The sequence below is a fragment of the Streptomyces sp. NPDC051217 genome (assembly GCF_044455465.1).
In the GTDB taxonomy this organism is placed as follows: domain Bacteria; phylum Actinomycetota; class Actinomycetes; order Streptomycetales; family Streptomycetaceae; genus Streptomyces.
Genome location: NZ_JBITEV010000020.1, coordinates 14,232 through 35,802 on the forward strand (window position 1 = coordinate 14,232; position 21,571 = coordinate 35,802).

Annotated in this window: 22 protein-coding genes and 1 tRNA gene; 7 read left to right on the forward strand and 16 right to left on the reverse strand. The window is 69.5% G+C overall.

Going from position 1 to position 21,571, the window contains the following annotated elements:
* Position 1 precedes the first annotated feature (1 nt).
* The 3 genes from ACIBBB_RS32220 to ACIBBB_RS32230 form a co-directional block, all read right to left on the reverse strand.
* Positions 2-829, reverse strand: coding sequence for a YceI family protein (locus tag ACIBBB_RS32220; RefSeq protein ID WP_398988321.1), 828 nt, complete (start codon positions 827-829; stop codon positions 2-4).
* 203 nt (positions 830-1,032) lie between these two features.
* A complete protein-coding gene (locus ACIBBB_RS32225; protein WP_398988323.1) occupies positions 1,033-3,519 on the reverse strand; it encodes an MFS transporter in 2,487 nt (828 codons plus the stop codon).
* Between the two features lie 16 nt (positions 3,520-3,535).
* Positions 3,536-4,075, reverse strand: coding sequence for a MarR family winged helix-turn-helix transcriptional regulator (locus ACIBBB_RS32230; RefSeq protein ID WP_398988325.1), 540 nt, complete (start codon positions 4,073-4,075; stop codon positions 3,536-3,538).
* Positions 4,076-4,327: 252 nt separating this feature from the next.
* Between ACIBBB_RS32230 and ACIBBB_RS32235 the strand changes: the two genes are divergently transcribed.
* Positions 4,328-4,534 carry a hypothetical protein gene (locus ACIBBB_RS32235; RefSeq protein ID WP_398988327.1) on the forward strand — a complete coding sequence of 69 codons (207 nt, stop codon included), beginning with the start codon at positions 4,328-4,330 and terminating at the stop codon, positions 4,532-4,534.
* A gap of 159 nt (positions 4,535-4,693) precedes the next feature.
* Here the strand turns inward: ACIBBB_RS32235 and ACIBBB_RS32240 are convergent, their stop codons facing one another.
* The 4 genes from ACIBBB_RS32240 to ACIBBB_RS32255 form a co-directional block, all read right to left on the reverse strand.
* Positions 4,694-5,572 carry an RNA polymerase sigma factor SigF gene (locus ACIBBB_RS32240; protein WP_189106392.1) on the reverse strand — a complete coding sequence of 293 codons (879 nt, stop codon included), beginning with the start codon at positions 5,570-5,572 and terminating at the stop codon, positions 4,694-4,696.
* A gap of 221 nt (positions 5,573-5,793) precedes the next feature.
* Positions 5,794-6,768 carry an RNA polymerase sigma factor SigF gene (locus ACIBBB_RS32245; protein WP_398988329.1) on the reverse strand — a complete coding sequence of 325 codons (975 nt, stop codon included), beginning with the start codon at positions 6,766-6,768 and terminating at the stop codon, positions 5,794-5,796.
* Between the two features lie 199 nt (positions 6,769-6,967).
* Positions 6,968-7,261, reverse strand: coding sequence for a Dabb family protein (locus tag ACIBBB_RS32250; protein ID WP_398988331.1), 294 nt, complete (start codon positions 7,259-7,261; stop codon positions 6,968-6,970).
* Positions 7,262-7,365: 104 nt separating this feature from the next.
* Positions 7,366-7,530, reverse strand: coding sequence for a hypothetical protein (locus ACIBBB_RS32255; protein WP_189106395.1), 165 nt, complete (start codon positions 7,528-7,530; stop codon positions 7,366-7,368).
* Positions 7,531-8,045: 515 nt separating this feature from the next.
* Here ACIBBB_RS32255 and ACIBBB_RS32260 point away from each other — a divergent pair.
* Together ACIBBB_RS32260 and ACIBBB_RS32265 are read left to right on the forward strand one after the other, a co-directional pair.
* On the forward strand, positions 8,046-10,130 hold the full coding sequence (locus ACIBBB_RS32260; protein ID WP_398988517.1) for a discoidin domain-containing protein: 2,085 nt from the start codon (positions 8,046-8,048) through the stop codon (positions 10,128-10,130).
* A gap of 165 nt (positions 10,131-10,295) precedes the next feature.
* The gene (locus ACIBBB_RS32265) at positions 10,296-11,180 is read left to right on the forward strand and encodes a TIGR03621 family F420-dependent LLM class oxidoreductase (RefSeq protein WP_398988333.1); all 885 of its coding nucleotides are present in this window, start codon (positions 10,296-10,298) and stop codon (positions 11,178-11,180) included.
* Positions 11,181-11,269: 89 nt separating this feature from the next.
* Here the strand turns inward: ACIBBB_RS32265 and ACIBBB_RS32270 are convergent.
* The 4 genes from ACIBBB_RS32270 to ACIBBB_RS32285 all read right to left on the reverse strand — a co-directional run bounded on the left by ACIBBB_RS32270 (position 11,270) and on the right by ACIBBB_RS32285 (position 12,977).
* Positions 11,270-11,354 (reverse strand) — tRNA-Ser (locus tag ACIBBB_RS32270).
* 31 nt (positions 11,355-11,385) lie between these two features.
* Complete coding sequence (tadA, locus tag ACIBBB_RS32275; RefSeq protein ID WP_398988519.1) at positions 11,386-11,829, reverse strand: tRNA adenosine(34) deaminase TadA; 444 nt, start codon at positions 11,827-11,829, stop codon at positions 11,386-11,388.
* Between the two features lie 125 nt (positions 11,830-11,954).
* The gene (locus ACIBBB_RS32280; RefSeq protein WP_398988335.1) at positions 11,955-12,509 is read right to left on the reverse strand and encodes a hypothetical protein; all 555 of its coding nucleotides are present in this window, start codon (positions 12,507-12,509) and stop codon (positions 11,955-11,957) included.
* A gap of 252 nt (positions 12,510-12,761) precedes the next feature.
* Positions 12,762-12,977: a hypothetical protein gene (locus tag ACIBBB_RS32285; RefSeq protein WP_398988521.1), complete on the reverse strand. Its 216-nt coding sequence runs from the start codon at positions 12,975-12,977 to the stop codon at positions 12,762-12,764.
* Positions 12,978-13,265: 288 nt separating this feature from the next.
* On the opposite strand from ACIBBB_RS32285, the gene upp reads away from it, so the two are divergent.
* The gene (gene upp / locus ACIBBB_RS32290; RefSeq protein ID WP_398988336.1) at positions 13,266-13,901 is read left to right on the forward strand and encodes a uracil phosphoribosyltransferase; all 636 of its coding nucleotides are present in this window, start codon (positions 13,266-13,268) and stop codon (positions 13,899-13,901) included.
* Between the two features lie 61 nt (positions 13,902-13,962).
* Here the strand turns inward: upp and ACIBBB_RS32295 are convergent, their stop codons facing one another.
* The 4 genes from ACIBBB_RS32295 to ACIBBB_RS32310 form a co-directional block, all read right to left on the reverse strand.
* Positions 13,963-14,598 carry a LytR C-terminal domain-containing protein gene (locus ACIBBB_RS32295; RefSeq protein WP_398988338.1) on the reverse strand — a complete coding sequence of 212 codons (636 nt, stop codon included), beginning with the start codon at positions 14,596-14,598 and terminating at the stop codon, positions 13,963-13,965.
* Between the two features lie 117 nt (positions 14,599-14,715).
* Positions 14,716-15,018 carry a type II toxin-antitoxin system VapB family antitoxin gene (locus ACIBBB_RS32300; protein WP_023540426.1) on the reverse strand — a complete coding sequence of 101 codons (303 nt, stop codon included), beginning with the start codon at positions 15,016-15,018 and terminating at the stop codon, positions 14,716-14,718.
* Between the two features lie 300 nt (positions 15,019-15,318).
* Positions 15,319-16,896 (reverse strand): M28 family metallopeptidase, encoded by a 1,578-nt coding sequence (locus ACIBBB_RS32305; RefSeq protein WP_398988341.1) that lies wholly within the window; start codon positions 16,894-16,896, stop codon positions 15,319-15,321.
* Positions 16,897-17,069: 173 nt separating this feature from the next.
* Positions 17,070-17,672 carry an HhH-GPD-type base excision DNA repair protein gene (locus ACIBBB_RS32310; protein ID WP_398988343.1) on the reverse strand — a complete coding sequence of 201 codons (603 nt, stop codon included), beginning with the start codon at positions 17,670-17,672 and terminating at the stop codon, positions 17,070-17,072.
* 165 nt (positions 17,673-17,837) lie between these two features.
* On the opposite strand from ACIBBB_RS32310, the gene ACIBBB_RS32315 reads away from it, so the two are divergent.
* The 3 genes from ACIBBB_RS32315 to ACIBBB_RS32325 all read left to right on the forward strand — a co-directional run bounded on the left by ACIBBB_RS32315 (position 17,838) and on the right by ACIBBB_RS32325 (position 20,711).
* Entirely contained in the window at positions 17,838-20,138 is a 2,301-nt protein-coding gene (locus ACIBBB_RS32315; RefSeq protein ID WP_398988345.1) for a germacradienol/geosmin synthase, read from the forward strand.
* Between the two features lie 87 nt (positions 20,139-20,225).
* Positions 20,226-20,519 carry a protein kinase gene (locus ACIBBB_RS32320; protein WP_398988347.1) on the forward strand — a complete coding sequence of 98 codons (294 nt, stop codon included), beginning with the start codon at positions 20,226-20,228 and terminating at the stop codon, positions 20,517-20,519.
* On the forward strand, positions 20,520-20,711 hold the full coding sequence (locus ACIBBB_RS32325; protein WP_398988349.1) for a hypothetical protein: 192 nt from the start codon (positions 20,520-20,522) through the stop codon (positions 20,709-20,711).
* Between the two features lie 60 nt (positions 20,712-20,771).
* On the opposite strand, the gene ACIBBB_RS32330 is transcribed toward ACIBBB_RS32325, so the two are convergent.
* A complete protein-coding gene (locus tag ACIBBB_RS32330; protein WP_398988351.1) occupies positions 20,772-21,281 on the reverse strand; it encodes a hypothetical protein in 510 nt (169 codons plus the stop codon).
* Between the last annotated feature and the right edge of the window lie 290 nt (positions 21,282-21,571).

The following is a 21,571-nucleotide window of genomic DNA, read 5'->3' on the forward strand; positions in this document are numbered from 1 at the left end:
CCTACGACGCCGCCGTGTCCCGCGGACCAACCTCCCGCACCGCCTGAATGTCGAGTTCCACCCGCAGCGTCGTGCCGATCGCCGAGATGCCCGCCTGCACCACCTGGTTGTAGTTCATGGCGAAGTCGTCCCGCCGCAGCTCCGTCGTCGCGCGGAACGCGGCCCGCTCGCCGCCCCACGGGTCGGGTCCGGTCCCGAGGTACGACAGGTCCAGCCCCACCTTCCGTACGACACCGTGCAGCGCCAGTTCGCCCCGTACCGTCCAGCGGCCCGGACCCGACTGGCTGACCCCCGTGCTGTGGTACGTGATCTCCGGGAACCGCTCCACGTCCAGGAAGTCCGGCGACCTCAGGTGTTTGTCCCGCATCCCGTTGCCGGTGTCGATGCTCGCCGCGTCGATGACCGCGTCCACCCGGGAGCGCTCCGGCACCGCCGAGATCTCGATCCGCCCGCCGAACTCCCCGAAGCGCCCGCGCACGCTGGAGAACCCGAGATGCTGGGCGACCGTCGCCACCGACGAGTGCGCGGGGTCGATGTTCCACCCGCCCGGCGGCGGCAGCTCGACACCGCCCTGCCGGGTCAGGACGACCGTCCCGGCGTCGGCGACACCGCTGGAGGTGACGAACGCGGTCGCGGCGGCGGGCGCGTAGCCGGTGGCCGTCACGATCACGGTGTACGGCCCCGGAGGCAGCGCCGCGTCGGCGGCCACCACCCCGTCGGCGTCCGCGTCGGCGCGCACCACCTGGGCGCCGGTCCTGTCGGTCAGGGTCACGACGGCGTGCCGGACGGCCCAGCCGTCCGGTGTCCGTACCTGTGCGCGAAGTCCCATCCCGTTTCTCTCTCCTCGTTCGCGGATCTCCCGGGGCCCGACCTCATGGTCCTGATCGCCAAGAGGTGGGCCCCGGCGCGGTGGTGGCATGCCGTCCCCAGGCCTGCCGCCACTTCACCGGGGCCCCTTTCCGCCGGACCGGGCGTGCCTCCGCTGGGGGACGCGCCCCGTCCGGGGGCTTCGGTCGGGCTCACTCGCCCCGGCTATTCGCCGGGGTGCGCGAGCTCGATGTCATGGCCGTCGATTCCGCGCCCGGCCACGGTCAGGGTGCCCGCCACCGGCGGGTAGCCGGTCGCGATGACCGTGTACTCGCCCGCGTCCAGGTCCGCGAAACCGTACGCCCCGTCGTCCCCGGTCGTCGCCGTGGCGACCACGTTCCCGGCCGCGTCGATCAGTGTGACGCGTGCGTCCGGCAGCGGACGCCGGGAGTCGCCGGCCCGGACGGTGCCCTGCACGAGCGCGCCCGACCGCAGCACCGCCTCGACGCGGGTCACGCCCTGGGCGCCGATCTCCACCGGCAGCGCCAGCGGCCGGAAGCCGGTCGCGTTCACGGCGACCGTCACGGCACCGGGCAGCAGCTCCGCGAAGGCGAACTCGCCCTGCTCGGCCGTCTTGCCGGTGGCCAGCACATCGCCGCGTACGTCGGTCACGATGACCATCGCGCCCTCGACGGGCGTATCGCCCTCCTCGCTCCGTACGGAGCCGGTGAGCCCGCTCGTACCGGCGAGCAGGATGTCGTACGCCAGCGGCTCCGTGCCGACGGCCGCCGTGACGGCCTGCGGCTGGAAGCCGTCGGCCGAGGCGATCAGGACGTACGAGCCGGCCTCGGGCGCGTCCACCGTGTACCCGCCGTCACCCCCGGCGACCGCGCGGCCCAACTGGCGCCCGGCCGGGGTGATGAGGGTGATGGCGGCTCCCGGAACGGCGCCGCCCTCGCCACCGCGTACGACGCCGTGGACGAGGATGCCACCGGTGCCCGGGACGCCGCCTGGTGCCTCGCTGGTGGCCGGCACGGGAGCCGGAGCCGGAACCGCTGCCTCCGCACCCACGGCCACCGGCACCGGCGGCGCCTTCTCCAGGCTCTCCGCCGCGTCACCCCCGGCACGCGTCTTGAGCGCGACCTCCTTGATGAACAGCGTGATGAAGAAGGCGAGCAGCGCGGCCGGAGCCGAGAAGAGGAAGACGTCGGCGACACCGTGCCCGTACGCCGCCTCCACAACGGTCCGCATCGGTCCGGGCAGCGTGTCCAGATTCGGGATGCCCCCGCCGCCCGTACCGGCGTGACCGGCAGCCGCGGCGTCCGGACCGAGGTCGGCGAGACCGTCCTTGACGTACGAGGCGACCCGGTTGCCCAGCACCGCGCCCAGCGCCGAGACGCCGATCGCACCGCCGAGCGAGCGGAAGAAGGTGACGACGGAACTCGCGGCGCCCAGGTCCTCCGGGGAGACCTGGTTCTGCGTGCACAGGACCAGGTTCTGCATCATCATGCCGATGCCGAGGCCCATGATCGCCATGAAGATCGCGATGTGCCAGTACTCGGTGTCGTACCGGATGGTGCCCAGCAGCCCGAGACCGGCCGTCACCAGCACACCACCGCTGACGAGCCACGCCTTCCAGCGTCCCGTCTTGGTGATGACGAGGCCGGAGACCGTCGAGGAGAGGAAGAGCCCGCCGATCATCGGGATGGTCATCACGCCGGACATCGTCGGCGACTTGTCGCGCGCCAGCTGGAAGTACTGGCTGAAGAAGACCGTGCCGGCGAACATCGCGATACCGACGAACAGCGAGGCCAGCGACGCGAGGGTGATGGTGCGGTTGCGGAAGAGGCGCAGCGGGATGATCGGCTCGCCGGCCCGCGACTCGGTGTAGAGGAAGAGGGCGCCGAGCACGACCGTGCCGCCGAGCATCGCGTACGTCTGACCGGAGACCCAGTCGTACTTGTCACCGGCGAAGGTGACCCAGAGCAGCAGCAGCGAGACGGCCGCGCTGATCAGGAACGCGCCGGTCCAGTCGATCTTGACCTTGCGCCTGACCACCGGGAGCTTCAGGGTCTTCTGGAGCACGATCAGCGCGATGACGGCGAAGGGGACGCCGACGTAGAAGCACCAGCGCCAGCCGAGCCACGGTGTGTCGGTGATGACACCGCCGATGAGCGGGCCGCCGACGGTGGCGACGGCGAAGGTCGCGCCGAGGTAGCCGCTGTAGCGTCCGCGTTCACGCGGGGCGATCATCGCCGCCATGATGATCTGCGCCAGGGCGGTGAGACCGCCCACGCCGATGCCCTGGACGACGCGGAAGACGATCAGCGTCCCCGCGCTCTGGGACAGTCCCGCCGCCGCCGAGGCGACCACATAGAGGGTCAGTGCTATCTGGACCAGCAGCTTCTTGCTGAACAGGTCGGCGAGCTTGCCCCACAGGGGAGTGGTGGCCGTCATCGCCAGGAGCGAGGCGGTCACCACCCAGGTGTACGCGCTCTGTCCGCCGCCGAGGTCGGAGATGATCTCGGGCAGGGCGTTGGTGACGACCGTCGAGGAGAGGATCGCCACGAACATGCCGAGCAGCAGCCCGGAGAGCGCCTCCATGATCTGACGGTGAGTCATCGGCGTGCCGGGCGCGGCGGCGGCGGGAGCGCCGCCGCCGTGCTTGGCGTGGCCGCCCCGTACACCCGTTGGTGTGGTGGTCGTAGCCATTGAATTCCTTCGTCTATTACGTCTGTTGCCGCGAGGGCGTTTCACGCTGTGCGGGTGCGGAGCCGGGGCCGGAGGCAGGTGTGGGGGTACGGGTGTAGAGCCCGGGGCTGTCGTCGTAACGGCCGGGTCGGCAGTCGCCGAAGTCCTCACGCAGGCGGGCCAGCATGGTGTTGAGCTGTCCGACCTCGTCGTCGGTCCACTCGGACAGCGCGCGGGCGAACATCTCGGTCGTCCGCCGTGCGAGTTCGTCGAGCAGGTCCCGGCCCGCCGGTGTGAGCCGCAGGATGCGGGACCGCCGGTCGGCGAGGTCGGGGGCGCGCTCGATCCAGCCGCGCTCGGCCGCGTGGGCCACATGCCTGCTGGTCACGGACATGTCCACGGCCAGCAACTCGGCGAGCCGGCTCATCCGCATCTCCCCGTGCTGTTCCAGCAGGGCCAGTACGGCGGCGGAGCCGCCCGGACAGTCGGAGGGCAGGACACGGGTGAGTCCCCGTTTCACGGCACCGATGGCACTGAGCTGGTGGGCCAGTTCCGCGTACTGACTCTTGGCGGCCATGACCCTCCGTAGACCTCTCGCCCAGGTTGTTGCTTAGGGCAACCATAGAAGCAGTTGGTTGCTGAAGGCAAACTAAAAATGGGCATCAGGAGTAAAGGAACCCAAAAGGCTTCGCATGTCTGAGGTCAATGGGGTAAGGGGCGGCGGGAGTGGCCCGGGAGGCAGGCGTGGAGGTGCCGGGAGCACCCCGTACGGCCTTGAGACGGCCCCGGGGGTTGGGCGCCGGTGCGGGGTTCGCTAGGGTCCTGGCTCATGGCCAACAACCCCCATGCCCCGCAGGGCCCCGAGGGAAATCCCGACCCCGCGGGCAACACCCAGATGTTCCGCGCCTTTGTCGACGACGGTGAGCCGCAGCGCCGCCAGGCGCCCCAGCAGAGCGGATCGAAGACCGGACTGATCGTCGGCGTCGTGGCCGTGATCGTGATCCTGGCCGCGGTCGCCTGGCTCGCGCTCGGCTGACCGCAGGCCCCAGGTCACAGTCCTGGGTCACAGTCCTGGGTCTCACTCGTGACGGTGGCGCTCCGCTCCATGCGGGGCGCCACCGCGGTGACCGCACTCGGACCGGCCGTCGGAGCGGCTGTCGGATCCGAGGCGTCGTCCTCGCGGTGACGCCCGCCCTCAGTCCGCGATCAGCCCTTCCCGCAGCTGTGCCAGCGTGCGGGTCAGCAGGCGTGAGACGTGCATCTGCGAGATGCCGACCTCCTCGCCGATCTGGGACTGCGTCATGTTCGCGAAGAAGCGCAGCATGATGATCTGCCGCTCGCGGGGCGGGAGTTTGGCCAGCAGCGGCTTCAGCGACTCGCGGTACTCCACCCCTTCCAGGGCCGTGTCCTCGTACCCCAGACGGTCCGCGAGCGATCCCTCGCCGCCGTCGTCCTCGGGGGACGGCGAGTCCAGCGACGAGGCCGTGTACGCGTTCCCGACCGCCAGGCCGTCGACCACGTCCTCCTCCGACACGCCCAGCACCAGGGCGAGTTCGGGGACGGTCGGCGAGCGGTCGAGCTTCTGGGCCAGCTCGTCGCTGGCCTTCGTCAGCGCCAGCCGCAGCTCCTGGAGCCGGCGCGGCACGCGCACGGACCACGACGTGTCCCGGAAGAAGCGCTTGATCTCGCCGACGACGGTCGGCATCGCGAACGTGGGGAATTCCACGCCCCGTTCGCAGTCGAACCGGTCGATCGCCTTGATGAGGCCGATCGTGCCGACCTGGACGATGTCCTCCATCGGCTCGTTACGACTGCGGAACCGGGCCGCCGCGTAACGCACCAGCGGCAGATTCAGCTCGATGAGGGTGTCACGTACGTAGGTGCGCTCCGGGCTGTCCTGGGCGAGCACGGCGAGCCGCAGGAACAGGGAGCGGGACAGAGTGCGGGTGTCGATGACTTCCGGCTGGGACGCGCGCGGCTCGGCCACACGGTCGAGAGCATCCGGCGCGTCGTCCGGTGCCTGGTCGCTCTTGTTGAGCGTGAGCACCTTCGAGCTGCCCTGTTCTACGGACATGCCACCCCCTTGAGGTCGCTGACGGTCGCGGTGGCCGCTCCCGTCGAAGGAACGCAGCCTCCACCTGAATACCGGCGGTGGGACTGCGGCAAACGCGGTTCCAGCAGAATGTCACATGTCGTCAACACGCTGTAGCGCCAAGTCGACATATCTGCACCGGAATAAGGGGGTATGCGAATTTGCTGCCGGTGGGGATGCTCCGGGGTTATTACCCGGAAGAGCTATGCCTCGATCCTGTTTGCGGATCGCAAACGCGCGAAGCTTCGCGCCAGAAGCCTTGACACATGCATCTGGGAGACGCCCAGTTCCTGGCTGATCTGTGACTGCGTCAGGTTGTTGTAGTAGCGCAGCATCAGGATCCGCTGCTCCCGCTCGGGCAGCTGCACCAGCAGATGCCGGACCAGATCGCGGTGCTCGACGCCGGCCAGCGCCGGGTCCTCGTAGCCGAGCCGGTCGAGCAGACCGGGCAGCCCGTCGCCCTCCTGGGCCGCCTCCAGGGACGTCGCGTGGTACGACCGGCCGGCCTCGATGCAGGCGAGGACCTCCTCCTCGGAGATCTTCAGCCGCGCGGCGATCTCGGCGGTGGTGGGGGAGCGGCCGTGAGCCGTCGTCAGGTCCTCCGTGGCGCCGGTGACCTGGACCCACAGCTCGTGCAGCCTGCGCGGTACGTGGACGGTCCGCACGTTGTCGCGGAAGTAGCGTTTGATCTCGCCGACGACGGTCGGCATGGCGAAGGTCGGGAACTGTACGCCGCGGTCCGGGTCGAACCGGTCGATCGCGTTGATGAGGCCGATCGTGCCGACCTGGACGACGTCCTCCATCGGTTCGTTACGGCTGCGGAAGCGGGCGGCGGCGTAGCGCACGAGCGGCAGATTCGCCTCGATGAGCGCGCTGCGTACACGGGTGTGCTCGGGGCTGCCCCGCTCCAGATTCTTGATCTGCGAGAAGAGCAGCTGGGTGAGCGCCCTGGTGTCGGCGCCCCGGGTCCCCGGCGTCGACGGCCGTGGCTCGTTCTCGCTCGGGGTCTCGACGAGGGGGGCGTCGCTCCCGGGCTCACTCCGGGGCTCGGTCCGGTCGTCGGTCCGGTCGTCGTCGTCCCGGGCGTCGTTCGACCGGACCTCGGTCCGGGCCTCCGCCCGGGGTTCGGTCCGGGGCTCGATCTGGGGCGGCATTTGAGGCGTTGTACTGGCCGGCACGGTCACGCCACCCCTTCGCGGTCAACTACGGTCAACTCATCCGTCAAAAGCGGTCATAGCATCACAAGACTTGCCCACTGTGTGCAAGCACCAGAAAACTCCGTGTTGACGAAGAATCCCCTGTTCAAACTCAAAAAGCCCCACGCCGGTGAGGCGTGGGGCCAGGAGGGTCAAGGGCCGGAAAACCGGTCGGAACCGATCAGAACTCGTAGTCGGCGATCACCCAGGTGGCGAATTCTCGCCACTGAGCGACGCCCGCCTGATGGTCGGGGTGCTCCACGTACCGGGTCAGCGCGCCGGCGTCGGCGACCGCCGCGTTGATGGCGAAGTCCTGGGCGATCGGACGGTCGCTGGTGTTCCAGCCGCACTCCCAGAACTCCAGCTCCGGGATCTTGTCGCCGAGCTCCGCGAAGGCGCGCGCCCCGGCGATCACCCGGGGCTCGTCGCGCGAGACGCCCTCGTTGAGCTTCAAGAGGACCAGGTGGCGGATCAAGGGGTATCTCCTAGGAAGGACGCGGCGGAGGGCGGGCGAGGGGCGGAGCGCGGCGGCCGGGGCCGGAGTCCGGGGCTGCCGTCAAGGCCGCGGTCCGGCCGTGGCTACTGTACGAGCTCGGTCATGAACTCGCCGACACCCTCGGCCGCGTCGGATATGCCCTCGAAGCCCACCTGGACGAGATCGGCCGCCCGTTCGGGCGACGTGATGATCGTATACAGCACGAAGACAACGACCAGATAGAGCGCGAGCTTCTTCGTTTGCACCATCAGCGCTGCCTCCCCTGCCGTCCCCGGTGCGATCGCGTGAGTCTAACCGTACGAATGGGCCGGTTCGGAGGCCGATTTCGATCACCTGCTTGACCGCTTCTGGCCGCACCGCATCGATGTTGGTCGCCGCGCCGCCCGATCCGGACCTCGTACGCGAGGTGCGCCGGGTCCCGTCGTCAGGACCTGAACGGACACTCCGCAAGACAGGTGGCGAAACGGAGCAAATGCCTCGCCAGGTCGGTTAGTTGTTGATCGGAGACCAACCGATGACGGCCGGTGTGTGCACAACTCTTGACGTGTACGAAACACGGGAGAACCATCTGCGATACGAGAGAGCGCTCTCCGGTATCCCCGGATCTCTCCGCACCCCGAACTCCCCCTCGTCGTCCGAGACTTCAGGAGACCTGCCCATGCACGCTCCGCTGTCCGTAGTTCCGGTGTTCAGGAGACCCGCGTCGGTACGCCGCCGCGGGATCGCCGCATCCATCGCCGCCACCCTGGTCGCCTCCCTGCTGATGCTCATCCCCACCACCACCCCCGCGAGCGCCGCACCGACCCTGCTCTCCCAGGGCAAGCCGGTGACGGTCTCCAGCACGGAGAACGGCGGCACCCCCGCCGCCGCGGCCGTCGACGGAAACACCGGCACCCGCTGGTCGAGCGCCGCCGCCGACCCGCAGTGGATCCAGATCGACCTCGGCTCCTCGGTCGCGGTCAACCAGGTCGTGCTGCGCTGGGAGGCCGCGTACGCCAGGGCGTACAAGATCGAGCTCTCCACGAACGGCACCAGCTGGACGAGCGCGTACTCCACCACCACGGGCCCAGGCGGCAACGAGACGCTGAACGTCTCCGGCAACGCCCGCTACGTGAAGCTGACCGGCACCACCCGCGCCACCCCGTACGGCTACTCCCTCTGGGAGTTCCAGGTGTACGGCGAGAGCGGCGGCCCCGGCGGACCGATCCAGGGCGGCGGTGACCTCGGCCCCAACGTCAAGGTCTTCGACCCCTCGACCCCCAACATCCAGGGCACACTCGACCAGATCTTCCAGCAGCAGGAGTCGGCCCAGTTCGGCACCGGCCGCTACCAACTGCTCTTCAAGCCGGGCACGTACAACAACATCAACGCCCAACTCGGCTTCTACACCTCGATCTCCGGTCTCGGTCTCAAGCCCGACGACACGAACATCAACGGCGACGTGACCGTGGACGCCGGCTGGTTCAACGGCAACGCCACCCAGAACTTCTGGCGTTCGGCCGAGAACCTCGCGCTCAACCCGGTCAGCGGCAGCAACCGCTGGGCCGTGGCGCAGGCCGCCCCCTTCCGTCGTATGCACATCAAGGGCGGACTCAACCTCGCGCCGAACGGGTACGGCTGGGCCAGCGGCGGCTACATCGCCGACAGCAAGGTCGACGGCACCATCACGCCCTACTCCCAGCAGCAGTGGTACACCCGCGACAGCGCCATCGGCGGCTGGGGCAACGGGGTCTGGAACATGGCGTTCTCCGGGGTCGAGGGCGCGCCCGCGCAGTCCTTCCCGAACCCGCCGTACACCACCCTGAACAACACCCCGACCTCCCGCGAGAAGCCGTTCCTCTACCTGGACGGCAACACGTACAAGGTCTTCGTGCCGGCCAAGCGCACCAACGCGCGCGGCGTCTCCTGGAACGGCACCCCGCAGGGCGAGTCCCTGCCGCTCGACCAGTTCTACGTGGTCAAGCCGGGCGCCACGGCGGCCACGATCAACGCGGCGCTCGCCCAGGGCCTGCACCTGCTCTTCACCCCGGGCATCTACCACGTCGACCAGTCCATCAACGTCAACCGGGCGAACACCGTGGTCCTCGGCCTCGGCTACGCCACGATCATCCCGGACAACGGCGTGACGGCGATGAAGGTCGCCGACGTCGACGGCGTGAAGCTCGCCGGCTTCCTGATCGACGCCGGACCCGTGAACTCCCCGACACTGCTGGAGGTCGGCCCGCCGAACTCGTCGGCCGGTCACTCCGCCAACCCGACGACCGTCCAGGACGTCTTCATCCGCATCGGCGGCGCCGGCCCCGGCAAGGCCACCACCAGCATGGTCGTCAACAGCAACGACACGGTCATCGACCACACCTGGATCTGGCGGGCGGACCACGGGGACGGTGTGGGCTGGGAGACCAACCGCGCCGACTACGGGCTCCAGGTGAACGGTGACGACGTCCTCGCGACCGGGCTGTTCGTCGAACACTTCAACAAGTACGACGTGCGGTGGAGCGGCGAGCGGGGCCGGACGATCTTCTTCCAGAACGAGAAGGCGTACGACGCGCCGAACCAGGCCGCCATCCAGAACGGCAGCATCCAGGGTTACGCCGGCTACAAGGTGGACGACTCCGTCGTCACCCATGAGGGCTGGGCGATGGGCAGCTACTGCAACTACACATCCGACCCGAACATCCGTCAGGAGCACGGATTCCAGGCACCGGTGAAGCCAGGGGTGAAGTTCCACAACATCCTGGTCGTCTCACTCGGCGGCATGGGCCAGTACAACCACGTGATCAACAGCATCGGATCACCGACGTCGGGCACCTCGACGATTCCGTCGAACGTGATCAACTTCCCGTAGTCGCGTCGCACGCCCTAGGGGCGCGGAGCGGCTCACCCGCCATATGCGGCACCTCGGGGCCCGGTCTCTCCACGGAGAGACCGGGCCTTGATCGCGTCATGACTATCATGAACAAAAGACGCAAAATCGACCCTCCTGGGACATTGGTCCCGTCGAGAGGAAGCCATGCCCACCCGCCCCTTCCGTTTCGGCGTCAGCATGACGGCCACCGGATCGCACGAGGCCTGGCAGGCCAAGGCCCGGCAGGCCGAGGAGCTCGGATACGACGTGCTCCACATCCCCGACCATCTGGGGATGTCGGCCCCCTTCCCCGCCCTGGTGTCCGCCGCCGACGCGACGACCACCCTGCGGGTCGGCACCCTCGTCCTCAACTCCGGCTTCTACCGGCCCGCGCTGCTGGCCAGAGACATCGCGGACACCGACCAGCTCACCGACGGGCGCCTGGAGGTCGGGCTCGGCGCGGGCTGCGTGGGGGCGGAGTTCCATGCGGCGGAGCTGGCGTACCCCACCGCCGAGGAGCGGGTCGACAACCTGGCGCACACGGTCGCCGAACTGCACCGGATGTTCGCCACCCCGGAGCAGCAGCCCGCGGTCCGTCAGCGCCCGGGGCCACCGCTCCTCCTGGCCGGTCTCGGCGACCGGCTTCTGCGCCTCGCCGCGCGCGAGGCGGACATCGTCGGCTTCCCGATCATGGCGCGCCGGACCCCACCGGGTCTGGACCCGCGGCAGGTACTCGCCGACCGGGTCGACCACGTCCGCTCAGAGGCGGGCGCGCGCTTCGGCCGTCTGGAGCTGAACCTGTTCGTGTCGGCGGTGGTCCTCGACGACGCCAACTCCGGCCCGGACGCCCTGGACCTGACGGCCGTCCACCGTACGGCCCCGAATCTGACCAGGGACCAGATCCTGCGGCTACCCAACGTACTGGCGGGCACGGTCGAGCAGATCGCCGAGACGCTGAACGGCTACCGGGACACCTACCGTGTGACGTACTTCTCCGTGCTCGAAGCGCACATGGCCGATTTCGCGAAGGTCATCACCCAACTGCGCTGACCGCCGGGCCGCCTTGTCGCCGCTGCGCGGTACGGCCACGCAAAACACCCTCCCGATCAACGTTTCCGCAGATCAGGAGGGTGTGAGAGCGGTAGCGGAGGGATTTGAACCCTCGGTGAGTTTCCCCACACTCGCTTTCGAGGCGAGCTCCTTCGGCCGCTCGGACACGCTACCGAGAGAGAGCTTAGCCCAAGGTGGCCCCTGCTCAGAAATCGATAATCCGGCGGTCCCGGAAGAAGGCCCTGAGCAGCTCGGAGCACTCCTCGGCGAGCACCCCGTGGATCACTTCCGGGCGGTGGTTGAGACGGCGGTCGCGTACGACGTCCCAGAGCGAGCCCGCCGCTCCCGCCTTCTCGTCGAGCGCCCCGTACACGACGCGGGCGACCCGCGACTGCACGAGCGCGCCCGCGCACATCGTGCACGGCTCCAGGGTCACCACGAGCGTGCAGCCCGTCAGCCGCCAGGCACCGAGCTTCGCCGCCGCGCGGCGGATGGCCAGGATCTCCGCGTGCGCGGTGGGGTCGCCGGTCAGCTCACGTTCGTTGTGGCCGCCGGACAGCACGGTGCCGTCCGGAGAGAGCACGACGGCACCGACCGGCACATCGCCGGCCGGCGTCGCACGCGCGGCCTCTTCCAGGGCGAGACGCATCGGCGCCCGCCACGGGTCACGCACCGGATCGGTCTCCGGCCCGTTTCCCCGGTCGGCCTCGGGGTCGGTCTCCGGGTCGGCTTCCGGTCCATCGACCGGTCCGCCGACCGGGTCGCGCTCCGTCACTAGCGGGCGGTCTCCAGGACCTCGGAGGCGCCCAACGCGTCCGCGATCTCGGTCATGGCGTCGGTGTCCAGCGCCAGCAACTCCGGCTCCGAGAGGCCCAGGTCGGCGAGGATCGTGCGGTCGCCCACAGGTCCCGCGGGTACGGCTCCGGAGCCGGCCGCGTCGGCGGGGCCGGTGCTGCCGTCCGGTTCCTCCGTGTCCTCCTGCTCTTCAGTCTCGCCGTCCTCGGTGCCGTCGAGGTCCAGCGTGTCCAAGGCGTCGGCGAGGTCGTCATCGTCCCCGCCGAGCAATTCGTCCGTCAGGATCTCCCCGTACGAGGAGCGTGCGGCCATGGCCGCGTCGGAGACGTAGATGCGAGGATCCTCCTCGCCCTCCACGCGGAGCACGCCGAACCAGGCGTCCTCCTGCTCGATGAAGACGAGCACCGTGTCCTCGTCCACCGAGGCTTCTCGGGCCAGGTCGGTCAGATCCGACAAGGTCTCCACGTCGTCGAGCTCTGTGTCGCTCGCTTCCCACCCGTCTTCGGTGCGCGCGAGCAGTGCGGCGAAGTACACCGTGACTCTCCCACTGGTCAGAGGTGACGATTCGGCGGTGCGCTGCGCTCTGCCCCGCCCACTACTCGGAATCGTGGCAGAAAGCGGGCGATTGCGAGAGGTCTTCCGTCGTTGCGTCGTGGAGGCATTTTATTGGACGGGGCCGGACGCGTCGCGGGGGGAGGGGGTCCGAAGGCGCCGGGGCGGAGGCCGGGCGATGCCCAAGTGGCCGTCCCGCGAAGGCCGGAGGGCCGCTGGGTGACCCGTACGTGACTACCAGCGGAAGGTCCGCATCCGCATCTGCTGGCGCATCCGGGCCGCGCGGGCCTGCCGAGGTTTCACCCGCTCGCGCAGGGCCTTGGCCTCGTTCAACTCCCGCAGGAACTGCGCACGCCGTCGTCGGCGGGCCGCGCCGCTGTCGTCGGAGGCGAGGTCGGAGGCGAGATCCGAGGTGAGATCCGAGGTGGCGTCGGGCGTGGCGTCGGACACGGGTTCGGGCGTGGCTCCAGGTGTGAGCCCCGGGGCTGTGGTAGGTCCGGCGGCCTCCCGGGCCGGGAGCCTCAGCGGATCCTCCGCCTCCGCCTCGGCCGTACGGCCACCGCCGTCCCGCCCCTGCGGATTCCGCCGCTGCCGGTCCGGCATCCCCGCCTCACCACCCCACGACTCGGTTGACTGTGTCCCCCGCGTCCCCTTGTACGCGTGCCCCATCACCTTCCCTGCGGGCACTGGATTGATGCCCGCGGGAGCCAGGGGCCGGGCCACGGTTACTGTGGAGGCATGCGGATTCATGTCGTCGACCACCCGCTGGTCGCGCACAAACTCACCACGTTGCGCGACAAGCGCACCGACTCCCCTACCTTCCGACGCCTCGCCGACGAGCTGGTCACCCTGCTCGCGTACGAGGCCACCAGGGACGTGCGCACCGAGCAGGTCGACATCGAGACTCCGGTGACGCCGACCACGGGTGTGAAGCTGTCCCACCCGCGGCCTCTCGTGGTGCCGATCCTCCGGGCCGGTCTCGGCATGCTCGACGGCATGATGCGGCTGCTCCCCACCGCCGAGGTCGGTTTCCTCGGGATGATCCGTAACGAGGAGACGCTTCAGGCGTCGACGTACGCGACCCGGATGCCCGAGGACCTGTCGGGCCGCCAGGTGTACGTCCTGGACCCGATGCTGGCCACCGGCGGCACGCTGGTGGCGGCGATCCGTGAGCTCATCGGCCGCGGCGCCGACGACGTGACGGCCGTGGTGCTGCTCGCGGCGCCCGAGGGCGTCGAGGTGATGGAGCGCGAACTGGCGGGCACGCCGGTCACGGTCGTCACGGCGGCGGTCGACGAGCGGCTGAACGACCGCGGATACATCGTTCCGGGGCTGGGCGACGCGGGCGACCGTATGTACGGGACGGTCGACTAGGGCGCGTACGACGACTCCTGGGCCCTGTCCGCCGGACAGGGCCCTTGGTCTGCGGCGTGGCTCAGCAGGGGCCGCCGGGCGCGGGCCTGGTGAGGGTGGCCAGGACCTGGTCGGCGTCCTTCTTGACGCTCAGGCTCTTGAAGGCCGTACCGAGCAGCAGGTCGACGTCCTTGGTCTTCCGCGCGTCGTGCTCGGACTTCGCGCCCTTCAACTGGGCGCCGAGCACCGTGAGGGGGCCGTCCGCGGTGGCCGGGGCGCCGAGCAGTATCCCGGTGCCGGGGATCTTCTTGTCGTACGCCGCCGGCGCGTTGCCCACCTTGCCGATGAGGAAGCCGCGCTTCTTGAGCTCGTCCGCGGTGGTCTTGGCGAGTCCCGCGCGCGGAGTCGCGTTGTAGACGTTGACCTTGATCTGGGCCGGCTTGGGCAGCGGCTTGGCGACCGCCGCCGACGCGGACGGTGACGGCTCGCAGTCGCGCCCGCCGACCGACGCGGCCGTGGTCTTCTTCGTTGTTCCGTCGTCCGCCGTGAACACGTCGATGAGCTGTACGGTCCCCCAGCCGACCAGGCCGAGGGCGACGACTCCGGCGATGGCCGCGAGCACGATCCTGCGGCGGTGACGGGGGCGGCGCATGCGCGGGTACTTGGAACCCGTAATACGATATTTGCCGCCCATGCCAGGGGGGGTGAGCATGCTCATGGCCGCAGCGTAGTGCGCGGCGGTAGTGATTCCTACTAAATGATCAATAGGTTGGACCCGAAGAGGCCGGAAAGACCCCGAAAGGCTCAGTGGCGACCCGGTCGGCCTGCTGGTCTGTCAGCCGAGGTCCAGTTCGAGCACGCGCGCGTGCAGCACCTGTCGCTGCTGGAGTGCGGCGCGGACGGCGCGGTGCAGCCCGTCCTCCAGATACAGATCGCCCTGCCACTTCACGACATGGGCGAAGAGGTCTCCGTAGAAGGTCGAGTCCTCGGCGAGCAGCGTCTCCAGATCCAGTTGGCCCTTCGTGGTGACGAGCTGATCGAGGCGGACCGGGCGCGGCGCTACATCCGCCCACTGCCGGGTGCTTTCCCGGCCGTGGTCGGGATACGGCCGCCCGTTACCGATGCGCTTGAAGATCACACGGAAAGCCTACCGGGCGAGCGCCTCCGGGCGCAGCCATGGCGCGGTGGTGCAAACAGATCCATACGGGTCAAAGTAGGAGCGACGTATGAGTGGAACCGTCCCGTCCGGTGACGTCGCCGCCCATATCGCCTCCTGAGGAGGCCTGAACGACCGCTGCCCGTGCGGCGGGCGGACGCACCGCGGGCGCCGGGGGAATCAGCTCCCCCGGCGCCCGCGGTCAGTGGCTGCCCGTCAGCCGGACTGCCGGTCAGAACGTCGGAACGTCTGACCTGTCGGGCTGTCGGACCTCTCGGGCTGTCAGGCCCGGGACTCGTGCTCGTGGTCGTGGGCGTTCGACGCGCCGACGCCCGTGTCGCCGCCCGTGGTGCGCTCCACCTTGGCCGAGGCCGCCGCACCCGCCGCACCCGCCTTCGCGGTGAGCGGGCTCAGGTCGTGGGCGTACTGGCCGACCGCGTTGGCGATGACGTCGATGTTGACGTCGAACGCCTCCTTGTCGATGTTGTCGAGGTCGTCGCAGGCCGCGTGGTAGCAGGGGTCGTAAGCGATCCCGGCCTCGCCGCCGAACTTCTCCGCCTGTGCGACCGTCTTGATGCCCTCGGCGCCGGTGAAGGTCCCACCGGAGGGGATGCCGACCTCTATGAAGGGCCCGTAGTCGGAGCGGCCGGTGAAGTCGGTGCCCTCGTGCGGGTAGTCCTTGCTGTCGAGGAAGTCGGTGATGCCCTTCTCCACCTGCGCGGATCCCTCCGGCCCCGGGCCGGCGCCCACGCCGTCCGAGTTGTCGCCGTCGTACACGAACTGGCCGAAGTTCGGCGAGGCGATCATGTCGAAGTTCAGGTAGAGCTTGATCTGTTCGGCCTGCTCGGGGCTGAGGCCCTTCACGTAGTCGTCGGCGCCGAGCAGTCCGAGCTCCTCGGCCGACCACCAGGCGAAGCGCACCTTGTTGGCGGGCTTCTCGTGGGACTTGGCGAGATCCAGGGCGACTTCGAGGAGACCGGCGGAGCCCGACGCGTTGTCGTTGATGCCGGGGCCGGCGGTGACGGAGTCCAGGTGGGAGCCGAGCATCACCGTGTTGGCGGCGTTGCCGCCCTTGGTCTCGGCGATGACGTTGCGCGTGACGCGCTTCTCCTGGAGCTGACGGATGTCCAGCGAGACCGTCACGGGGCCGTCCGCCGCCTCGGCGGCGAGCTTCGCGCCCTCGGCCTGGGTGACACCGCCCGTGGGGATCCTGGCCGCCGCCGGGTCGCCCAGGGTGCCGCTGAGGGCGCCCTCGGTGTTGTTCGAGACGATCGCGGCGACCGCGCCCGCGCCGGCCGCCGTCTGCTGCTTCACGGCGAAGTCGCAGCCGCCGCGCTGAATGAGCGCGATCTTGCCGGTGAAGGCGCCCGCGGCGTAGTCGCCGGCCTCGCAGCCGGTGGTCGCGTCGACCGGTACGACGGCGAGTTCGGCCTCGATCCCGCCCTTGGGCGTGGACTTCGTGTACGACATGGCCGTGATCTCGGAGTCGCGCGGCGTCGGCGCGGTGACCTTCAGCGTCTGGGCCTGCGTCTCGATGTACGTGAACTCGAAGCTGTCGTACGAGACGTTGTAGCCGGCCTTCTTAAGGAGGCTGTACACGTACGCGGCGGAGGCGTCGTGGCCGAGCGAGCCCGCGGCGCGGTGGCCGTCGGCGGAGTCGGCGATGTCCTGGAACTTCTGCAGGTGCTTGTACGCGTCCTTGGCGGACGCCTCCTTGACGAGCTTCCCGGCGAGTTTCGCCGCGTCCCTCGCCGGGTCGGGCCTGTTGTGCGCGGAGGCGGAGGATGCGGACAGCAGAAGCGGGGCGGTGAGCGCGGTGGCGGCTGCGACTGCCAGGAGTCTGCGGGACGTTGCGTTCACAGGGGTCCTTCCGATGCGAACGAGCGAAAAGGAGCGAAATTGAACGAGAACGCTGGTGAGCGAACGAGGGAAAGCTAGCGACCCGGGAGGTCATAGGGGAACAGATGTGCCACAAGTCATGTGCCACAAGTCATGGACTCGCCCCGCGTCTCCGGGCGCCGCCTGACGTCCGCTCAGCTCCTGGGGCTCTCGGCCGCCTTCGCCGCCTTCGCGGCGCGCTTGGTCTCCTGCTTGTTCTCGCGGACCTTGGCCAGGCTCTCGGGTCCGGTGATGTCCGCCGCCGAGCGGTACGAGCCCTCCTCCCCGTACGCGCCGGCCGCCGCGCGCCAGCCCTCGGGCTGTACGCCGTACTGCTTGCCGAGCAGCGCGAGGAAGATCTGCGACTTCTGCTTGCCGTATCCGGGGAGTTCGCTCAGCCGCTTGAGCAGCTCCGTGCCGGTGGCGACATCCCGCCAGAGCGCGGCCGCGTCGCCGTCGTAATGGGCGACCAGAAACTGGCAGAGCTGCTGCACACGCTTGGCCATCGACCCCGGGTAGCGGTGCACGGCGGGCTTCTCCGTGAGCAGCGCGGCGAAGGCCTCGGGGTCGTACAGGGCGATCGCGTGGGCGTCCAGATCGTCACCCCCCATGCGGACGGCGATGGTGTACGGCCCCGCGAAGGCCCACTCCATGGGCACCTGCTGGTCCAGCAGCATGCCGATCAGCGCGGCCAACGGGCTGCGGCCGAGGAGTTCGTCGGCCTTGGGTTGCTGTGCGATGCGAATCGTCGTGCTCATGGGCAGATGGTGGACCGGGAGGAGGAAAATTTCAGGGAGGCCACGCCCTGGCGGTGTGTTGATACGACTGTTTTGTGGCGCGGATGGCCCTACGTGGCGAGGGGTAGAGCTGGACACGGACAGCTGCCGGAATGCTCCGGAATCCTCGGGAAAGGCCGCGCATCAGTGACACAGCCCTTTGAACTGCCTGATTTCTACATGCCTTATCCGGCGCGCATCAACCCGCGTCTGGAGGAGGCCAGGGAGCACTCCCGGACATGGGCCCGGGACATGGGGATGCTGGAGGGCTCCGGGATCTGGGAGCAGAGCGATCTCGACGCCCACGACTACGCGCTCCTGTGCTCGTACACCCATCCCGACTGCACAGGGCCGCAGTTGTCGCTGGTCACGGACTGGTATGTGTGGGTCTTCTTCTTCGACGACCACTTCCTGGAGATCTTCAAGAGAACGCAGGACCGGGAGGGCGGCAAGGCGTACCTCGACCGGCTCGCCGCGTTCATGCCGATGGATCTCGCCGACGGATTTCCCGAGCCGACGAATCCGGTGGAGGCGGGTCTCGCCGATCTCTGGAGGCGGACGGTCCCGTCGATGTCCCTGGACTGGCGGGCGCGATTCGCCGAGAGCACGGAGAATCTGCTCAACGAGTCCCTCTGGGAGCTCGCCAACATCAATGCCGGGCGGGTCGCGAATCCCGTCGAGTACATCGAGATGCGCCGCAAGGTGGGCGGGGCGCCGTGGTCGGCGGGGCTGATCGAGTACGCGGCGGGTGCGGAGGTGCCCCCCGCGATCGCCGATTCGCGTCCGATGCGGGTCCTGCGGGACAGCTTCTCCGACGGGGTCCATCTGCGGAACGACCTCTTCTCGTACCAGCGCGAGATCGAGGAGGAGGGCGAGCTGAGCAACGGGGTGCTCGTCCTGGAGACGTTCCTGGGCTGCACGACGCAGGAGGCGGCCGACGCGGTCAACGACCTGCTGACCTCCCGGCTCCACCAGTTCGAGAACACGGCACTGACGGAGCTGGGCCCGCTCTTCGTGGAGAAAGGCATCGACCCGGTCGCGGCGGCCGGGGCCCTCGCTTACGTGAAGGGCCTCCAGGACTGGCAGTCCGGCGGCCACGAGTGGCACATGCGCTCCAGCCGGTACATGAACGGGGCGGACGCGAACGGCGGGCCCGGGGCGGGGGAGACGGCGGGGCCGCTGTTCTCGCAGACCCCCGTCGGGCGCTGGACGGCGGCGTCGGACTATCTCAAGAGCCTCACCAACGGCTCGCCCGCCAGGGCGCGTGCCCACAGCCATGTGCCGTATCAGCGGGTGGGGCCCTCGATCCTCCCCGAGTTCGAGATGCCGTTCGAGGCGACGCTCAGCCCGCATCTGGAGGCGTCGCGCGAGCACGTCGTGGAGTGGGCCCACCGGATGGGCATCCTGGAGGGGCAGCCGGGCGTCCCGGGCTCGAACGTCTGGGACGAGGAACGGATCCGGCGCATCGACCTCCCGCTCTGCGCCGCCGGCATCCACCCGGACGCCACGCCCGAGGGGCTCGACCTGACCTCGGACTGGCTGGCCTGGGGGACGTACGGCGACGACTACTTCCCCGTCGTGTACGGCCACGCCCGCAATCTGGCGGCGGCCAAGGCCTGCAACGAACGGCTGTCGCTGTTCATGCCGGTCGACACGCTCGCCACTCCGCCACCGCTCAGCGCCCTGGAGCGCGGCCTGGCCGACCTGTGGGTCCGCACGGCGGGCCCGATGGACACGGACGCCCGCCGGGACTTCCGCGCGGCCGTCGAGGAGATGACGGCCAGCTGGGTCTGGGAGCTGGCCAACCAGATCCAGAACCGCGTCCCGGACCCCGTCGACTACATCGAGATGCGCCGCCAGACCTTCGGCTCCAACCTGACGATGAGCTTGTCCCGCATCGGCCACGGCCGGACGGTGCCGCCGGAGGTCTACCGCAGCGGCCCGATGAAGTCCCTGGAGAACGCGGCCCAGGACTACGCCTGTCTGATGAACGACCTCTTCTCGTACCAGAAGGAGATCGAGTTCGAGGGCGAGGTCCACAACGGCGTCCTGGTCGTGCAGTCCTTCTTCAACTGCGACTACCCGACGGGTGTCGCGATCATCCACGACCTGATGAAGGGCCGCATGCGCCAGTTCCAGCATGTCGCGGCCAACGAACTCCCCGTCCTGTACGACGACTTCGCCCTCGACGCCGAGGCACGCAAGATCCTCGACGGCTACGTGACGGAGCTGGAGAACTGGCTCTCCGGCATCCTCGTCTGGCACCACGGCTGCTACCGCTACAAGGAGGAGGACCTCCTCCACGACCGCGCACACATCACCCGCTGGCTCCCCCCGACCCCCAGGGGCCCGGGCACCTCGGCCACCCGAATCCACCTCCCCTCGCCACCACCACGCCCTGCCCCGGCTCCCGTGAGGGAGGACACGGCCCAGGCACTGACGCGGTGACGACCTCCCCCTGAGGCAGGACCGCCCCGGGCCCGGGGCCGGGGCGGGGGATGGCCTCGGACCCTCGTCTGTGGAGGGGAGAGCATCGTGCGGGGGCGGTTGCTGAGCGGGCGGTACGAGTTGGGGGAGTTGCTCGGGGCCGGGGGGATGGGGGAGGTCTGGCGGGCGCGGGACCGGGAGTTGGGGCGGGAGGTTGCCGTAAAGCTGCTGGTCGCGCCCGGGGACGAGGGGGAGCGGAAGGAGCAGTTGGCGCGGTTCCGGCGGGAGGCGCGGGCCGTGGCCTCGTTGGACAGCCCGCACATCGTGGCCGTACACGATCACGGGACCAGCGATCCGCAGCTGACCCGGACCGGGCAGGCGCCCTTCGGTAGCGTGCTGTAAATGGCGCCTGAGCGTTTTCAGCAGCGGAACGGCGACGGGCGCACGGATCTCTACGCGTTGGGCTGCGTTCTGTACGAACTCCTCGTCGGGCGGCCGCCGTTCGTCGGTCATGCGGCCGGGATCATGTACAACCACCTGAACGACGAGCCACTGCGGCCGAGCCGTGCCCGCGCCGGTCCTCGTCGCAGCTGAGCCCTCGCCTGTGGTCGTCGGCCGGCCCGAGCCCGAGGGCGTACGCGCGAGCACTCGGCCTCATTCCGTCGCCAAGGTCTCTTCCCCGCTCCCCCCGCCGCCTCCCCCACGCCGTCGGCGGCGCAACGCCCTCGTCGGGGCCGCCGTGGCGCTCGTCGTGCTCGGCGTACCGACCGGGGTCGTGCTCTCCTCCTCGTCCTCCTCATCGTCTTCCTCGTCCGGCGCCGAGCCGGTCGGCGGTCCCAGTGCGGCGATGGCCGAGGAGTACGTCGTCGGTGTCGCGTACGACTGGTCCATCGACGAGTCGTACGGCGAGGAGCGTGCCGCGATCGTCGAGGCGGCGTTCAAGGACGTCGCGCGCACGACGGGCACAAGGCTGCCGGTGTGCGTCGTCCCGGTGAAGGACGACCAGGAGACCCCGGCGACCGAGCTGCTGGACAAGCACCCGGGCATGATCGCGTTGATCGGCGATACCAGCAGTGTCGACGGCGTCGACACCGGCTTCGACGGGCGCATGGCCGCGATCGACACGTGCAAGGAAGGCTCGGGCCCGGACTTCGCCTTCGGCATGATGCCGTCGGAGTTCGAGGTCGGCGAGCAGGAAGGGCGCTATCTGCGCGGCGCGTACGACACGGACAAGCTGATCGTCGGCTCCGACCACCACTGGGACGACAAGCTCGCCGAGGAGGACCCCAACCACCTCAAGCTCGGGCACGGGCTGCGCGAGGCGGGTATCGACGCCAACGAGTCCGCGGCGTATCCGGAGGAGATGGACGAGGCGGACGTCGCCCGGGACGTCGAGGACAACCGGCCGGACACCGTCACCCTGCCCAACTCCCGGCAGCGCGAAGGATGGGTCG

Coding starts and splice junctions, on each gene's coding strand:
- ACIBBB_RS32220 (WP_398988321.1), bottom strand. CDS start 829: ATGGGACTTCGCGCACAGGTACGGACACCGGACGGCTGGGCCGTCCGG.
- ACIBBB_RS32225 (WP_398988323.1), bottom strand. CDS start 3,519: ATGGCTACGACCACCACACCAACGGGTGTACGGGGCGGCCACGCCAAG.
- ACIBBB_RS32230 (WP_398988325.1), bottom strand. CDS start 4,075: ATGGCCGCCAAGAGTCAGTACGCGGAACTGGCCCACCAGCTCAGTGCC.
- ACIBBB_RS32235 (WP_398988327.1), top strand. CDS start 4,328: ATGGCCAACAACCCCCATGCCCCGCAGGGCCCCGAGGGAAATCCCGAC.
- ACIBBB_RS32240 (WP_189106392.1), bottom strand. CDS start 5,572: ATGTCCGTAGAACAGGGCAGCTCGAAGGTGCTCACGCTCAACAAGAGC.
- ACIBBB_RS32255 (WP_189106395.1), bottom strand. CDS start 7,530: ATGGTGCAAACGAAGAAGCTCGCGCTCTATCTGGTCGTTGTCTTCGTG.
- ACIBBB_RS32260 (WP_398988517.1), top strand. CDS start 8,046: ATGCTCATCCCCACCACCACCCCCGCGAGCGCCGCACCGACCCTGCTC.
- ACIBBB_RS32265 (WP_398988333.1), top strand. CDS start 10,296: ATGCCCACCCGCCCCTTCCGTTTCGGCGTCAGCATGACGGCCACCGGA.
- tadA (WP_398988519.1), bottom strand. CDS start 11,829: ATGCGTCTCGCCCTGGAAGAGGCCGCGCGTGCGACGCCGGCCGGCGAT.
- upp (WP_398988336.1), top strand. CDS start 13,266: ATGCGGATTCATGTCGTCGACCACCCGCTGGTCGCGCACAAACTCACC.
- ACIBBB_RS32295 (WP_398988338.1), bottom strand. CDS start 14,598: ATGAGCATGCTCACCCCCCCTGGCATGGGCGGCAAATATCGTATTACG.
- ACIBBB_RS32310 (WP_398988343.1), bottom strand. CDS start 17,672: ATGAGCACGACGATTCGCATCGCACAGCAACCCAAGGCCGACGAACTC.
- ACIBBB_RS32325 (WP_398988349.1), top strand. CDS start 20,520: ATGGCGCCTGAGCGTTTTCAGCAGCGGAACGGCGACGGGCGCACGGAT.
- ACIBBB_RS32330 (WP_398988351.1), bottom strand. CDS start 21,281: ATGCCGAAGGCGAAGTCCGGGCCCGAGCCTTCCTTGCACGTGTCGATC.